This is a genomic window from Halobacteriovorax sp. ZH5_bin.2 (genome assembly GCF_043196375.1).
Classification (GTDB): domain Bacteria; phylum Bdellovibrionota; class Bacteriovoracia; order Bacteriovoracales; family Bacteriovoracaceae; genus Halobacteriovorax_A.
Map to the genome: position 1 here is coordinate 190,321 of NZ_JBEBMJ010000004.1, position 14,707 is coordinate 205,027.

Genomic DNA, 14,707 nt, shown 5'->3' on the forward strand with positions numbered 1-14,707 from the left:
AAATATCCTTAAATATTAGTGTCCGCCCGCACCAGCAGATGCAGATGCGATTACTTTTCCAAGAATTGCCCACATAGACTTACCATTAAATAGGTAAAGCCATACAGCACAACCAATCATATTAAATAGTGCAATTGGAGTTAGATATTTCCAACAAAGTACCATTAGAGAGTCAACTCTCATTCTTGGTAGTGTCCATCTGATCCAAATTACAACGTAATAAAGAGCAAGTGTCTTAGTTACGAAAGATCCAAGTTGTAAAAAGTTTCCAATTTGCTTACCGATCATAGGGTGAGCTGAAGGAATAAGTTTATTTACGAATTCACCTGAACCAAGACCGAAAGGAACTTGATAACCACCTAGGAATAAAGCAGCACAAACACCACAAACAACGAAAACTTCGATGTATTCTGCAAGTGCAAAGAATGCAAACTTCATACCTGTAAATTCAGTGTGGTAACCAGAAACTAGTTCTGATTCCGCTTCAGGAAGATCAAAAGGAGCTCTGTTTGTTTCAGCAAGTGCACCAATAAAAAGTACGAAGAACCCAATAAAAGTAAATGGGTTATGAAGAACAAACCATTGGTGTGGTAATCCACCCTGAGCTTCTGTAATTGTTTTAAATGATAGTGAACCAGTCATGATGACAATTGCTAGAATTGAAAGAGTTACTGGAACTTCGTAAGAGATGATTTGTGAAGCACCCCTCATACCACCAAGCATTGACCACTTAGAGTTCGATGCATAACCACCAAGGAAAATACCAACACCTACTAATGATGAAACACCTAGTAAGTAGAAAACACCAACATTAAGGTGAGTTAGAGTAAATCCACTTGAGAATGGTACAACAGCAAGTGACATGAAAACACCTACTAACGCTAGTAGAGGTGCAATGTTAAATAAGAACTTGTCCGCATCACGTGGAACAACGTCCTCTTTAAGAATCATCTTCACACCATCAGCTAAAAACTGAAGAATACCAAAAGGACCAACACGGTTAGGACCCTGTCTCATTTGAAGGTCAGCAGAAATCTTTCTTTCAGCATAAGTACCAAGACCACCCACTGTTGCAAGAGCACCAACGATGATTAATGAGAAAACTAAGAAAAGTAAAAACGTTACGATTCCAGTTGCATCAGTTCCTAAAAGTTTTGACAGTGCATCCACGGCCATTGAATAGCCTGGTGCTTGTGATAAATACGATACAATCGTTGAATTCATTATTTATCCTTTCCATTAATATTTGCTTGGAATGACTTAACCCAATCAAGGTCACCTTTCTTCCAGCAATAAACTAAACCTAAACTTAAAATAACAATGAATAGAAGTAGTGATCCAAGAACTGCGCCACCCTGTCCGATGTCGACAAAGTTTTTATAAACTGCTGCAACAGGGAACATTAAAGCTCCTTCAACATCAAAGATTAAGAATATTAGAGCGATAACATAGAAACGTACGTTAAAGTTAGACCACGCAGTACCAGTTGGTTCCTCACCACATTCATATGGCGTAAGTTTCAATTCTGTTGGATTATTTGGCCTTACAAGACGACCGACAAGTAATGTTCCAAAGAAAGCGACTACTGCTACAGCGGCTAAAATTAACACCGGCATATAGACGTCAAAGTTTTGCGACATCGATTTATCTCCATGTATAAGTAAAGTAAGTTCCCAAATATTACACGATTACTAGCACTTTGGAAATAAATTGGCCCCTCTTTTTTTGAGTAATATCTTCTATTTAGTAACGCATGGGCCAATGCATAAATTCTTTGTTCTCACTATATTTTATGTTAAAAAACGACATGGATTTATTTTCACCACTACGCACAAAACTAGAAACATGGTTAGACACTAGGCAACACGACCTTACCATCGACGGTATTAATAGGGAGCACTGGGCATTTGCTAAGTTCTTATTACAAGAAAAAAATGGTAAAATTAATCCATCGAATTTATTTATTTTTGAAAATTATGATGACGCAGAACAGTTCTACGAGCTTGTAAAAACGAGCTTTTCTAAAACAAAACTTGTTTTCTACCCAGGACTAGACGCGTCACCTTATTCGGGAATGTTTGCCTCAGAAAGTGCACAACTTGCCCGACACTCAGCATTAGAAAAAATTATTCGTGCTGAAAATAAAGAATTAATAGTTATCACTTCAATAGAATCTCTTGGATTAAAAGTTCCACCGGCCAACTTTTTCAATGAAACTAAAATTGAAATTAATGAATCAGATATTATTTCTCCAGATGAGTTAGCTGGAAAATTAGTTCAGCTTGGATACAGCTCTTCTTTTACAGTGGAAGAACAGGGAACATTTTCTAAAAAGGGTGAGATTTTTGACATCTACCCTGTTGGTCATCATCCAATTCGTATTCATTATTTTGATGAAATGATTGAAGAAATTTATGAAATTGATAAAGAAACTTTAAAGACTATTAAAGATAAGAAACTTGAATCAATTATCATTGCACCTGGGCCAACAATTTTTTGTGAGTCACAATACTCAAATAACTTACGAAATAATATTCCTCGCCCAAGGGCCAATCAAAGAGACTTATTAGAAAAACGTAATGATATTTTTAGCAAGCTTTCCAGTGGAATGCTTTTTGAAAATCATCCAATCTATACGCCTTTATTTTTTAATGAAAATGAAACAGTAACACTTCTCGACTACATTAACGAAAATTGGATTATTTCAATCTTTGATCGTGACAATGTTGAAGACTATTTTTCAAATTACTGTGATGACCTCGCTAGAGATTTCGAAGACTGTGAAGAATTACTTCCTGAACCAAAATATTTTTACGACTTATCAACAATTGATCGTTTAAAAGATATCGCTTGTTTAAATCTCAATCATTTAAATATTACTGTTAACCTTGATAATGACAGTAATATCGTTGATCTTGGGTTTAGACCTTTCAAGTCTTATATCTCTTATCACGACATTAACTACTTAGTTAAAAAAGAGTTTTTAACAGGACTCTTTAAGCATATTAAAAGTGAATTCAAATACTCCGGGAAAATTATTTTCACAATTCAAAATGAAAATTCTCGAAAAGAAATTGAACACTTAATTGAAACATTTGAAGTAGATGGTGAAATCAAGAAACGTATCGAATTTGTTCCTTTCAAATTAAGTGAAGGATTCTTCTACCCTAGTGATAAATTACTTACAATTTCAGATAGTGATTTATTTTCAATTAGAAGAGACAAGGCCAAGGTTTCAAAGATTCACGACTATGATCTCTTTGCAGAACAGCTGGCTTCTCTTAAAGAAGGTGACTTCGTAATTCACTCTAAACACGGTATCGGAAAGTACTTAGGCTTAGAGGCAATGGATATTGGTGGCTCTAAAACTGACTACCTCGTTCTTCTTTATAAAGGTAATGATAAAGTATTCGTACCAATTTATAAGATGAATCTTATTCAAAAGCATGCCGGCGGAGAACTAAATGTTAATGTCGACAGCTTAAGAACAAATAAATTCTCGGCGCTAACTTCTAGAGCTCGTGAATCTATTAAGAAGCTAGCTTTTGACCTCTTAAAACTTCAGGCCGAAAGAGCATCGGCCAAGGCCTTTCAATTTTCTCCACCAGATCATGACTTTAAAGAGTTTGAGCTTTCATTTCCTTTTAATGAAACACCAGACCAAAAGAACGCTATTGATTCTGTTATTGATAAGATGCAAGCAAGTACAGCGATGGACTTTCTAGTTTGTGGAGATGTTGGTTTTGGAAAAACAGAAGTCGCCATGCGTGCAGCTTTTAAAGCTGTTCTTGATGGTAAACAGGTTGCGGTCTTAGTTCCGACAACAGTTCTTGCGCTTCAACATTATAATTCATTTGTTAAACGCTTTGAAAAGTTCCCTGTTCGTATCGATTACCTTTCTCGTTTTAAAACAGGAAAGGATGAAAAAGAAACAAAGGAAAAATTAGAAAAAGGCGAAATTGATATTATCGTTGGTACTCATAAACTTCTAGGTAAAACCATTCGTTATAAAGACCTAGGACTTGTTATTGTTGATGAAGAACAACGCTTTGGTGTTGGCCATAAAAACCAACTTAAACTTCTAAAGTCATCAGTTGACTTCTTAACATTAACGGCAACGCCAATTCCTAGGACACTACAACTATCTTTCTTAGGACTTAAAGATCTTGCTCTTATTAAGACGGCTCCTCCTAGAAGACAGTCGATTAAGACATATGTGATTAAAGAAGATGATCACACAATCCAATCGGCAATTAATCGTGAACTAAAGCGTGGTGGCCAGGTCTTTATTGTCCACAATCGCGTACAAGATATTGAAAATTACACGGCCTATATTAGAGAACTCGTTCCTGAAGCAAAGATTGTTTTTGCTCACGGACAGATGGCAGAAAAAGAACTTGAGTCTCGCATTTCCGCTTTCTACAACGGTGCTTACCAGATTCTTATTTCGACTACTATTATTGAATCAGGAATTGATATTCCAAATGCCAATACAATGATTGTTGATCGCGCTGATCGCTACGGCCTTGCACAACTTCACCAGTTGCGTGGGCGAATTGGCCGATCTGATAAGAAGGCCTACTGTTACTTTGTTGTTCCAAATAATCGCAATATTACAGAAGTTGCGGCCAAGCGACTTAAGGCCCTACAGACATATGCAGATATGGGAAGTGGTTTCCAAATTGCCAATTGTGACCTTGAAATTCGAGGTGCCGGAGATATTCTCGGCGCACACCAATCTGGTCATATTGAGGCCATTGGTCTTGAACTTTATATGGAGCTTCTAACAGAGGCGATTCAAGAACTTCGTGGTGAAAAGAAAGTCATCACAAAAGATATTGAAATTAACACGCCATTTGCGGCCTTCATTCCTGCCCACTTTATTAGTGAATCAAGTGAGCGTTTAAAATATTACAAGCAATTATCAAATTCAAAATCAATTGATGAAATCACTGCTTTAAAAGAAACAATCTTTGATATCTACGGCCCAGGGCCTGAAGAATTTAATCAACTGATTGCCATTCTCGAAGCTCGCTCGTACCTGATGCCTTGTGGCGTAAAATCAGCGCAGCTAATTGATAACACGATCGTCTTTCAATTTGATCAAAATGTCGTTGAGGCAAATGAACAGCTTCGAAATAATATTTTAAATAACTTCCTAGGCATGCCTAGAAAATATCGTTTCACACCAGATTTCAAACTGATTTTTACCAATAAAATGACAATATCTCCGAGTGGATTAGTCGAGTTCTGTCAGGAAATTGCGGAAAAAATAGTTCCATCTTAGTGAAATTTATAAGTTTTTAAGAATTTTTGGTACAATTAGATATAGTTTAAGAATTTGATTTCTATAATTTGAAAAGGATATCTATATGTACGGTAAAATCATCTTAGTTTTACTACTTGCACTAGGACTTGAAGCTGCACCAAAGAAAGTTGTAGCTGAAGTTAATGGTCAAAAAATCACGAAGGAAGAATTAGACCAAGCATACCTACTAAATAAGTATGTTGTTTCTGATGATCCTGTAACGATGAAGAGAGTTCTTACAGACCTAATCAACAAAAAGCTAGGTGTTGAAAAGGCCAAGAAAGCAAAGCTTGATAAAGACCCTATCGTTGTTAGAAAGCTAGAAGAAGTCATCTTCAATGCTCAAGTTTCAAAAGATCTAGAAGGTGAATTCCAAAAGATTAAAGTAACAGATGCAGATGTAAAGAAATTCTATAGTGAATATCCAGAGTATCGTACAGCACATATCTTACTAAGAGTAAGAGTTGCTCCATCAGAAAATGAAATTAATGCTGCTCAAAAGAAGATTTTCGAAATTCATCAGCAAGTAACTCAAGAGCCAGCTAAATTTGCTGAATTAGCTAATAAGTATTCACAATCACCAAACGCTCATACTGGTGGTGACGTAGGATATCAACCAGCTTTCTTTATGGCACCAGAGTATTTTGCGGCCATTAAGGGAAAGAAAGATGGATTTATTACACGTCCGGTTCGTACTCAACTTGGTTACCATGTAATTAAGGTTCTTGGTGTGAAAAAGTACGAAGAGATCAATATGGGCGCTTACAAGAAGTTTGTTTATGACAGGAAGCGCGATAGAATTATTGAAGATTATTTCGCAGACTTACGTAAAAAAGCCAATATTAAAATTTTAGACAAAAATCTAAAGTAATTCAGATTAAATAATTTGCACAAGCCTCATGGGCACGATAAATTATTGTTCTATACTTCATCGATGAAAGAACAGTAATAAGAGGTGTTCATGAGGCTTTTTCTTTTTTTGGCCCTACTTTTTTCAACATTAAACTTACAAGCAAAGAATACAAAACTATTAGATAAGATTACGGCAGTAGTTGATGAACACGTCATCACAAAATCAATGATCGAGCGTGTGAAGAAATCACTTCCTATTCGCCAAAATATTTCACCATTTATCTACAAGAAAGATATGAAATATACAGATAAGGCAGTCGCAGATCTTATTATTAGAAAATACATCATTCGCTCAACTCTTGCTGAGCAGGGATATGTAATTTCAGACTCAACTGTAGAGAAAGAGATTAAGAGAAAAGAGCAAAGACTTGGGCTTAGCCGAAATGACCTTATCGCCTTCTTAAAGAAATCAAATACAAACTTTGAAGAGTTCTTTGAACTAAATAAAGAGGCCATTGAGTTTAACCACTTCAACTCAGTTGTAATCATCCCTCTTATCTCTGTCAGTGAACAAGAAATTAAGAACGAGTTCTTCAAGGAAAACGTAAATAATAAGACTGTTTCTTATCGCTATACTCTTGTGGACTTCTCAATCGATGAGTCAATTGTCACAAAGAAAGACTACTCTAAATTTAAAAAGACTATGGAGTCTTTCCAAAAAGGTGGACCCCTACCAAGTAAGTACGGCTCAATTGAAACTTCAACTCTTGGTGATATCACGGCCGATGGCCTAACTGCAGAGTTACAAAAGCTTCTCAATAAAACACAAGAAGGACAATTCACTCAACCAATTAATATGATGGGTGAAACACATATCTTCTATGTAAAAACTCGTGATGTTGTTGAATCTTCTCTATTTCAAAATGCTAAGAATCGAATTAGAGCTCAACTATATGAAGCAAAAGCAAAAGAAGTTACAAGAATGTGGTTTGAACGTGAAAAAGCAAATCACTATGTAAAAACATTATAGAAGAAATGATCTATGTTACTGCTGGCCATGAAAGAGGAATAGGACTTGAAGTTTTTTTAAAAGCTTGGAGCCTTCTATCATCAAGTCAGCAGTCTAAATTCCACCTCTTTGTTGGTGAAGAATTTAAAAATCAATTACCTGCCGAATTAAATCATACACTAGTTCAAAGCCCCTATTCACATAATGCCCTTGAGCAAGCTTGTGATCTTTGTGGGCCTAATGACATTTTAGTAACCATGCCTACGACAAAGAATGAATTATTCTTTGAAGGCAAGCCTGTGTCAGGACACACTGAATACTTTCGCAAGAGATATCAAAATGAAAATCTTGTGATGTTCTTTAAGTCGTATGATGCCAATGTACTTTTAATTACCGATCACATTCCTCTTAAGGATGTGGCCACAAAAATAAATCATGATCTTATTCACAACAAGATTAAAATTTGTGTTGATAATTACAAAAAATATTTTGGCCATTTAAATGATGTCATTATTTCTGGTATTAATCCACATGCCGGAGAAGGTGGTATTCTTGGTAGCGAAGAAAAAGAGATTATAAGAGCAATTAAAGAACTCGATATCGATGAGAGAATTATTGGCCCTCTACCAGCAGACGGTCTCTTTCTAAATGATAGTTTTGCAAGTGATAAGCTCTACGTCTATATGTACCACGATCAAGGTCTTGCACCATTTAAGACGATGTTTAAATCTAAGGGTGCTAATATCACCTTAGGTATGCCCTATCTTCGTCTAAGTGTTGATCACGGTACGGCCTTTGATCTCTATGGAAAAGATTGTGCCAATTATATGGGCTGCTACTATGTTTTAAAGTTAGCTTTAAAGGTTATAAAAAATGAACAATGAAATTAAAGTCGTAAAAGCACGTGTTCACAATTTAAAAGACGTCACGATTGATATCCCCAAGAATCAATTGACTGTTATTACCGGTCCTTCTGGTTCGGGGAAGAGCTCCCTCGCCTTTGATACAATCTATGCCGAAGGACAAAGACGCTATATTGAATCTCTTTCATCTTATGCTAGGCAATTTCTTGGCCAGCAGCAAGCACCAGATGTTGAATCAATAACTGGCCTTTCACCGGCCATTGCCATTGACCAGAAGACAACAAGCAAGAACCCGAGATCAACAGTAGGTACTATTACTGAGGTCTATGATTATATGAGAGTACTCTTTGCTAGAGTCGGAGATCTCTATGATCCAAACAATGGTGAAAAAGTTATTAGCTACACACCAGGACAGATCACACGTGATCTTATGGATCTACCGGAGAAAACAAAACTTCATATTACAGTAGAAATAACTGATGAAACGAAGAAGGCACTTGAACAGCAGATGGCAAAGTACCTATCGATGGGGTTTTCTCGTTTTATCGTAAATGATGAAATCATGCTTCTTGATAGTAGCGAGATAAAATCTCTTAAAGCATCTGACGAAATCCTAGTCGTTATCGATCGTATTCTCGTTAAAGCCGATATCGAAAAACGCCTAACAGACTCAGTTGAGTTAGGACTTAAATTAGGTAATGGAATTATTCACGTCATGATTGATGATGAATACCATACATATTCTGAGATCAATATGTCTCATGTAACAGGAGAAGTTTTCCCTGATCTTGAACCAAGACTCTTCTCTTTCAACTCACCTGTTGGTGCTTGTGGAAAGTGTAACGGACTTGGTGAATCAAAAGAGTTTGTACTTAGCGAGATTATCTTTGATGACTCTCTACCTGTTCTTAAGGGAGCAATTCCACTTTTAACTAAGAAGAATAACTTCCTTCACAAGATGGTTGAGTGCATGCTTAAAGAAGAGGGTTTTGATTTAAAACTTCCTCTTTCAAAAATGCCAAAGAAAATATTTAAAATCTTAACGGAAGGTACTGATAAGGTTTATACCTATAAGTTCAAATCAGAAAATTCTGTCTTTGAATTTTCAAAACCATTCCCTGGCCTAATCAACTGGCTCGATAAGAAGTATCAAGAATCGACTTCTGAAAGAGTGCGCTCTGAACTTGAAAAGAGTATGCGTGTTCAAAAATGTTCTGAGTGTAATGGCCGTCGTCTTAATACAATTGCTTTAAGCACGAAAGTTGGTGAGAAAAATATCATTGAACTTTGTGAAGTACCACTTAGTGAAACTTATGAATACTTTAAGGATTTAAAGCTAGAAGGTATCAAAGAAAAGATCGGTGCCAAGCTACTGATTGAAATTACTTCACGTCTTAAATTTTTAAATGATGTAGGCCTTGATTATTTAACACTTAACCGTTCTGCTGGAACTTTAAGTGGTGGTGAGTCACAACGTATTCGCCTTGCCACTCAAATTGGTTCTGCTCTTTCAGGTGTTCTCTATGTCTTAGATGAGCCTAGTATCGGACTTCATCAAAGAGATAACGTAAGACTGATTCATACATTAAAAGAGCTGCGTGATCTTGGAAATACTGTCCTCGTTGTTGAGCACGATGAAGATACAATGAAGGCCAGTGACTATATCATTGATATGGGACCAGGGGCCGGTGTTCACGGTGGAGAGATTGTTGCGCATGCGACAACTAAAAATTTCTTAAAGAAGAAATCTCTTACTGCCGACTACCTAAATCACAAAGTTAAAATCGAAGTTCCTAGCGAGAGGCGCAAGCTTAATGAGTTCATCAAACTTAGAGGCGCTCAACATAATAACCTAAAGAAAGTCGACGTGGACTTTCCGCTTGGAGGACTCGTTTGTATCAGTGGTGTATCTGGTTCGGGAAAATCAACTCTAGTACACGAAGTTCTCATTCCTGCAGTAAAGAGTAAATTAACTCGCATTAACCGCTCAATATATGAAAAGGCCAATTACAAATCAATTACTGGCCTAGAAAAAATCAAAACTGTTATTGAATTAGACCAATCACCTATTGGCCGTACACCTCATTCAAACCCTGCAACTTACTCGGGTCTATTTGATGATGTAAGAAAGCTATTTGCCGCAACAAGTGAATCACAAATTCGCGGCTATAAGCCAGGACGCTTTAGCTTCAATGTTAAAGGTGGGCGCTGTGAAGAGTGTGAAGGAAATGGAACTCAAAAAATTGAGATGCACTTTCTACCAGATGTTTATGTAACTTGTAATGAGTGTAACGGACGTCGTTATAATAATGAAACTCTTTCTGTTCTCTACAAAGGAAAGTCAGTCGCTGACATTCTTGAGATGACAATTGAAGAAGGATACGAATTCTTCAAGAACCACCGAAGACTTGGTAAAATTCTAAAGACCATGAATGATGTCGGTCTTGGATATATGACTCTTGGTCAACCAGCTACAACACTTTCTGGTGGAGAGGCGCAAAGACTAAAGCTGGCAAGAGAGCTTGCAAAGTCAACGAAAGGTCATACTCTCTATGTTCTTGATGAGCCTACAACAGGTCTTCATTTTGAAGATATTAAGGTTCTTATGAAAGCAATCAATGAACTTGTTGAAAGCGATAACTCTGTTCTTATTATTGAACACAATCTAGATGTACTTAAAGTCGCTGACCAAATAATTGATCTCGGCCCTGAAGGTGGACACCGAGGTGGAACAATTGTGGGTACAGGAACACCGGAAGAGATTGCGAAAATTAAGACGTCACATACTGGTAAATTTTTAAAGGAAATTCTGAAGTGATAAATGGTTTTGAAGAATTTTATAATTTAAAGGATAAGAATCTTATTAAAGATGATTACTGTATCGCTGAAACAGAAAAGGTTGTTTGCAAAGCACTTCGTTCTAATCACGAAGTTGAAAAGATCATTGCGACTCAAGAGTTCTACGATGCCAACAAAGAATTAATCGATCAAAACTGTAAGCATGTTTTAATAAAAGATAAGAAAGAGCTCGAAGAAATCACTGGCTTTAAACTCCATCATGGAATACTTGCTAAGGTTAGAACTAATGGCCTTAAAAAGATTGATGAGCTTGGCGATAAGATTCTTATCTTTAACGGTGTTACGTCACCTGAAAATGTTGGAACGATGACGAGAGCAGCAATGGCCTTTGGATTTGATAATATTATTTATGATGTAAAGAGTGCTTCTCCCTATCTAAGACGTTGTATTAGAGTATCAATGGGAAATGCATTTGAAGCGAATATATGTAAGTCACTTAACATTATTGAAGACATTTCTTTACTTCAAAAACTTGGTTATGCAGTTTGTGCTACGGCAAATGAAGAGGGTGCCTTATCGATTACAGACTTTAAGTATCCGCAAAAAGTTGCCTTAATTATTGGAAATGAGGGCAATGGTATGGATCGTGAAGTTATTGACGCCTGTGATAAGAAACTATTTATACCTATTACAAATTATGTGGCGCACTTAAATGCTGCGAGTGCAGCTTCAATTTTTCTTTATCATTCGATCTTTTAATTAGATTTTTATTTATCTTTATTAACCTGACATTGGTGATGATAGTCTATAACTTAGGCCCATAAGCTCATCACCACACACCGATAGAGTTTGTATCTTTTTCGTTTTTTTCCAATAAAAAAGGCCACTGTCGTAGTGGCCTTTTCTTTTACTATATTTTCAAAATTAATTAGTCAATTGATTTAAGAAGCGTCGCCATTTCAATTGCAGACATCGCAGCTTCCCAACCTTTGTTTCCAGCTTTTGTTCCTGCTCTTTCAATCGCTTGCTCAATTGTATCAACTGTAAGAACACCAAAAGTTACAGGAACTCCTGTCTCAAGTGATACTTTTGAAATCCCTTTAGCAACTTCATTTGAAACAAAATCAAAGTGTGGAGTTGATCCACGAATAACAGCACCAAGAGTAATGACAGCATCATATTTTTTAGAAGCTGCAAGTCTTTGAGCAATTAGAGGAATTTCGAAGGCACCTGGTACCCAAGCAATATCCATTTCATCAACGTTTCCGTCGTGTCTTTTAATGCAATCAATTGCACCACCTAATAGTTTGCTTGTAATTAGTTCGTTAAAACGTCCAGCTACAACAGCAAATTTCTTTCCAGATGCATTTAAGTTACCTTCTAGATTTCTAGGCATGTGTTTCTCCTAAATTTTCAGCACTTTCACCAAGTGCTTCTTTTCTATATTTAATTAAGTCTTTAATCGTTACAAATTTTAAACCGTGCTCTTGGGCAATCTTAGCAAGCTCAGGAGCTTTGGCCATTGTTCCATCTGCACTCATGATTTCACAGATAACACCTGCCGGATAACAACCAGCAATGCGGGCCATATCAACAGCGGCTTCAGTGTGGCCATCTCTTTCAAGAACTCCACCGTCTTTTGCAATCAGTGGAAAAATATGACCTGGCCTCATAAAGCTATCGGCCGTTGAATTCTTATTAGCAAGAAGTGAAATCGTAAGGGCGCGATCTTGGCACGAGATTCCTGTTCCACCATTTGCAGCATCAATAGAAACAGTGAATGCTGTGTGATGTACTGAATCGTTTTCTTTCACCATAAGTGGAAGATCTAATTCATTGGCACGCTCTTTCGTGATTGGTGCGCAAATTAATCCGCGTCCAATCGTGGCCATAAAGTTGATTGCTTCAGGTGTAATACGGTCTGCCGCCATAACAAAGTCACCTTCGTTTTCACGGTCTTCATCATCAATTACAATGACCATCTTCCCAAGACGAATATCTTCAATGGCCTCTTCAATTTTATCAAATTTAATCATTTAGAAATGACTCCAAATTTTGTGTGCTTGCTCCATTACTACGTCTAGCACCGTTAAAAAGCAAGTTTTCTATATATTTTCCCAGGATATCCACTTCAATATTCACTAAACTCTGAACACTGCGATTTCTTAAAACTGTGTTCTCCCAAGTATGTGGAATAATAGATAGCTGGAATGACGAATCGGCCTTAAAGACGTCCGCCACGGTTAGTGAAATCCCATCAATTGTTATTGATCCTTCTTTCACAATATATTTCATTTGCTTTGAATTCACTTTAATTGTCACAAGGTAGTTGTTCCCGCGACTTTGAATTTGAACAATTTGTCCAACATCATTGACGTGACCCTGAACGATGTGACCACCTAGTCGATCACTTGCACGAAGAGCAAGCTCTAGATTCACTTCTTCACCAGACCTAAGACTTCCAAGAGTCGTCTTCTCCAAACTCGTATGTACTGTTTGCACAACAAAAGTAGAGTTCGTAATTTTCACGGCCGTCTGGCATGCACCATTGATTGCAACTGAATCATCAATGGCAATTTCAGGGAGAAGCTCTTTACAGCTTACTTCAATAAGTTTCCCCTCAGCATTAGAGCGTACACTCACAACTTTTCCAATTTCTTTAACTAGTCCAGTAAACACTATGACCTCGTATCAATCTCAAACATTGCTTGAGATCCTATATTTTTAACTTCGACATTTTTAAAATTTAAAGCATCGGCCATGGAATCAAGTTGTTCATCATAGTAACCAATACCATTCCCTAAAATTTTCGGGGCCACAAAGATTGTCATCTTATCAGCAAGTTGCTTTTTCAATATTGTCGAGGCAAGCATACCGCCACCTTCAACCAGAATTGATTGAACACCAATGGCCTTTAGTTGTGCCATGGCATCTTCGATAACAATTTCATTATTCTCACACTTAGCAAATACAATGCGAATCTGCTTTTCAGTAAAAAACTTCACGACATCATCTGGCGCAGATTGATAGTCTGCTCCCGTTGTCACGATAATCGTTTTCTTCGTGTGCTGGTCATTAAAGACTTTTGAAAGTGGGTCCATCTTTGAAATCGAACCCATTACAATTCGATATGGAATTTTGCCACTATCATCAAGACCAAAACGAATATTTAAACTTGGATCGTCATTATTAAGAGTCTTGCGACCAACCATGACACCGTCATATCTCTTTCTAAAAGCGTGAACCATCTTGCGAGCGCTTTCGTCTGTAATCCACTTTGAGTCACCTGTCATCGTCGAAAGCTTACCATCAAGAGTTTGCGCAAGTTTAAGATGAACAAACGGAAGATTGCTTTGCATCGATTTAAAAAAGATGCGGTTAAGCTCTTTCGATTCTTCTTCAAGGACGCCAACTTTGCACTCTATCCCCGCCGCTTCTAAAATCTTAATTCCATTGCCAGCAACTTGTGGATTTGGATCAAGACAAGCAACAACAACACGAGCAAAACCGTGCTTTAAAAGTTCGTGCGCACATGGAGGAGTTCTTTTATTCGTGTGACAACAAGGCTCAAGCGTTACATAAATAGTTGCGCCCTTAAGTTCGCCCTTTTGTTCTTTGGCAACATCAGCAATTGCTTCAGGTTCTGCATGTGGAAGCCCGGCCTTCTTATGCCAACCTTTTCCAAGTACAATTCCATCCTTTACAATAACAGCACCAACCATCGGATTGGGAGAAGTTGTTCCCTCACCCAATTTCGCTAGATTAAGCGCCATTTGCATATAAGCAATATCTCTAGAAGCCTGATTTTCCATGCCTTTTCATAACATATCTAATCATATGGTTCCAGCAGACTTTTACGTAAGCGCTGCATCGAGA

11 protein-coding genes and 1 pseudogene are annotated in these 14,707 nt (G+C 37.2%); 6 read left to right on the top strand and 6 right to left on the bottom strand.

The genetic code is table 11. From position 1 onward, the window contains the following. Nucleotides 1–15: 15 nt before the first annotated feature. Nucleotides 16–1,224 (bottom strand): NADH-quinone oxidoreductase subunit NuoH, encoded by a 1,209-nt coding sequence (gene nuoH, locus ABMA76_RS11780; RefSeq protein WP_392993901.1) that lies wholly within the window; start codon nt 1,222–1,224, stop codon nt 16–18. Beyond that, nucleotides 1,224–1,640 carry an NADH-quinone oxidoreductase subunit A gene (locus ABMA76_RS11785; RefSeq protein WP_393056977.1) on the bottom strand — a complete coding sequence of 139 codons (417 nt, stop codon included), beginning with the start codon at nt 1,638–1,640 and terminating at the stop codon, nt 1,224–1,226. The genes nuoH and ABMA76_RS11785 overlap by 1 nt, the downstream gene beginning before the upstream one ends. A 167-nt stretch (nt 1,641–1,807) precedes the next feature. On the opposite strand from ABMA76_RS11785, the gene mfd reads away from it, so the two are divergent. The 6 genes from mfd to ABMA76_RS11815 all read left to right on the top strand — a co-directional run bounded on the left by mfd (nt 1,808) and on the right by ABMA76_RS11815 (nt 11,590). Continuing rightward, a complete protein-coding gene (mfd, locus tag ABMA76_RS11790; protein WP_393061666.1) occupies nt 1,808–5,287 on the top strand; it encodes a transcription-repair coupling factor in 3,480 nt (1,159 codons plus the stop codon). 85 nt (nt 5,288–5,372) lie between these two features. Then, nucleotides 5,373–6,179 carry a peptidylprolyl isomerase gene (locus ABMA76_RS11795; protein ID WP_393056973.1) on the top strand — a complete coding sequence of 269 codons (807 nt, stop codon included), beginning with the start codon at nt 5,373–5,375 and terminating at the stop codon, nt 6,177–6,179. A 90-nt stretch (nt 6,180–6,269) separates the two neighbouring features. Further along, a complete protein-coding gene (locus ABMA76_RS11800; RefSeq protein ID WP_392861308.1) occupies nt 6,270–7,190 on the top strand; it encodes a hypothetical protein in 921 nt (306 codons plus the stop codon). 5 nt (nt 7,191–7,195) lie between these two features. After that, nucleotides 7,196–8,053, top strand: coding sequence for a PdxA family protein (locus ABMA76_RS11805; protein ID WP_393056971.1), 858 nt, complete (start codon nt 7,196–7,198; stop codon nt 8,051–8,053). Further along, complete coding sequence (gene uvrA, locus ABMA76_RS11810) at nt 8,043–10,850, top strand: excinuclease ABC subunit UvrA (RefSeq protein WP_392861312.1); 2,808 nt, start codon at nt 8,043–8,045, stop codon at nt 10,848–10,850. The genes ABMA76_RS11805 and uvrA overlap by 11 nt, the downstream gene beginning before the upstream one ends. Further along, nucleotides 10,847–11,590, top strand: a complete 744-nt coding sequence (locus ABMA76_RS11815; RefSeq protein ID WP_393061668.1) for a TrmH family RNA methyltransferase — start codon at nt 10,847–10,849, stop codon at nt 11,588–11,590. The genes uvrA and ABMA76_RS11815 overlap by 4 nt, the downstream gene beginning before the upstream one ends. Before the next feature lie 169 nt (nt 11,591–11,759). Here ABMA76_RS11815 and ribE read toward each other — a convergent pair whose 3' ends face one another. From ribE to ribD, 4 genes and pseudogenes are all read right to left on the bottom strand, one after another. Beyond that, nucleotides 11,760–12,227, bottom strand: a complete 468-nt coding sequence (gene ribE, locus ABMA76_RS11820) for a 6,7-dimethyl-8-ribityllumazine synthase (protein WP_392861316.1) — start codon at nt 12,225–12,227, stop codon at nt 11,760–11,762. A gap of 40 nt (nt 12,228–12,267) precedes the next feature. Then, a pseudogene (gene ribB / locus ABMA76_RS11825) lies at nt 12,268–12,867 on the bottom strand (3,4-dihydroxy-2-butanone-4-phosphate synthase); the annotation flags it as partial. Further along, nucleotides 12,860–13,510 (bottom strand): riboflavin synthase, encoded by a 651-nt coding sequence (locus ABMA76_RS11830; RefSeq protein ID WP_392910855.1) that lies wholly within the window; start codon nt 13,508–13,510, stop codon nt 12,860–12,862. The pseudogene ribB and the gene ABMA76_RS11830, both read right to left, overlap by 8 nt. Further along, a complete protein-coding gene (ribD, locus tag ABMA76_RS11835; protein WP_392910853.1) occupies nt 13,510–14,643 on the bottom strand; it encodes a bifunctional diaminohydroxyphosphoribosylaminopyrimidine deaminase/5-amino-6-(5-phosphoribosylamino)uracil reductase RibD in 1,134 nt (377 codons plus the stop codon). The genes ABMA76_RS11830 and ribD overlap by 1 nt, the downstream gene beginning before the upstream one ends. Between the last annotated feature and the right edge of the window lie 64 nt (nt 14,644–14,707).

Bases quoted from the DNA above. Each gene is read 5' to 3' on its own strand.
- nuoH (WP_392993901.1), bottom strand. From the start codon at position 1,224: ATGAATTCAACGATTGTATCGTATTTATCACAAGCACCAGGCTATTCA.
- ABMA76_RS11795 (WP_393056973.1), top strand. From the start codon at position 5,373: ATGTACGGTAAAATCATCTTAGTTTTACTACTTGCACTAGGACTTGAA.
- uvrA (WP_392861312.1), top strand. From the start codon at position 8,043: ATGAACAATGAAATTAAAGTCGTAAAAGCACGTGTTCACAATTTAAAA.
- ribD (WP_392910853.1), bottom strand. From the start codon at position 14,643: ATGGAAAATCAGGCTTCTAGAGATATTGCTTATATGCAAATGGCGCTT.
- mfd (WP_393061666.1), top strand. From the start codon at position 1,808: ATGGATTTATTTTCACCACTACGCACAAAACTAGAAACATGGTTAGAC.
- ABMA76_RS11785 (WP_393056977.1), bottom strand. From the start codon at position 1,640: ATGTCGCAAAACTTTGACGTCTATATGCCGGTGTTAATTTTAGCCGCT.
- ABMA76_RS11800 (WP_392861308.1), top strand. From the start codon at position 6,270: ATGAGGCTTTTTCTTTTTTTGGCCCTACTTTTTTCAACATTAAACTTA.
- ribE (WP_392861316.1), bottom strand. From the start codon at position 12,227: ATGCCTAGAAATCTAGAAGGTAACTTAAATGCATCTGGAAAGAAATTT.
- ABMA76_RS11805 (WP_393056971.1), top strand. From the start codon at position 7,196: ATGATCTATGTTACTGCTGGCCATGAAAGAGGAATAGGACTTGAAGTT.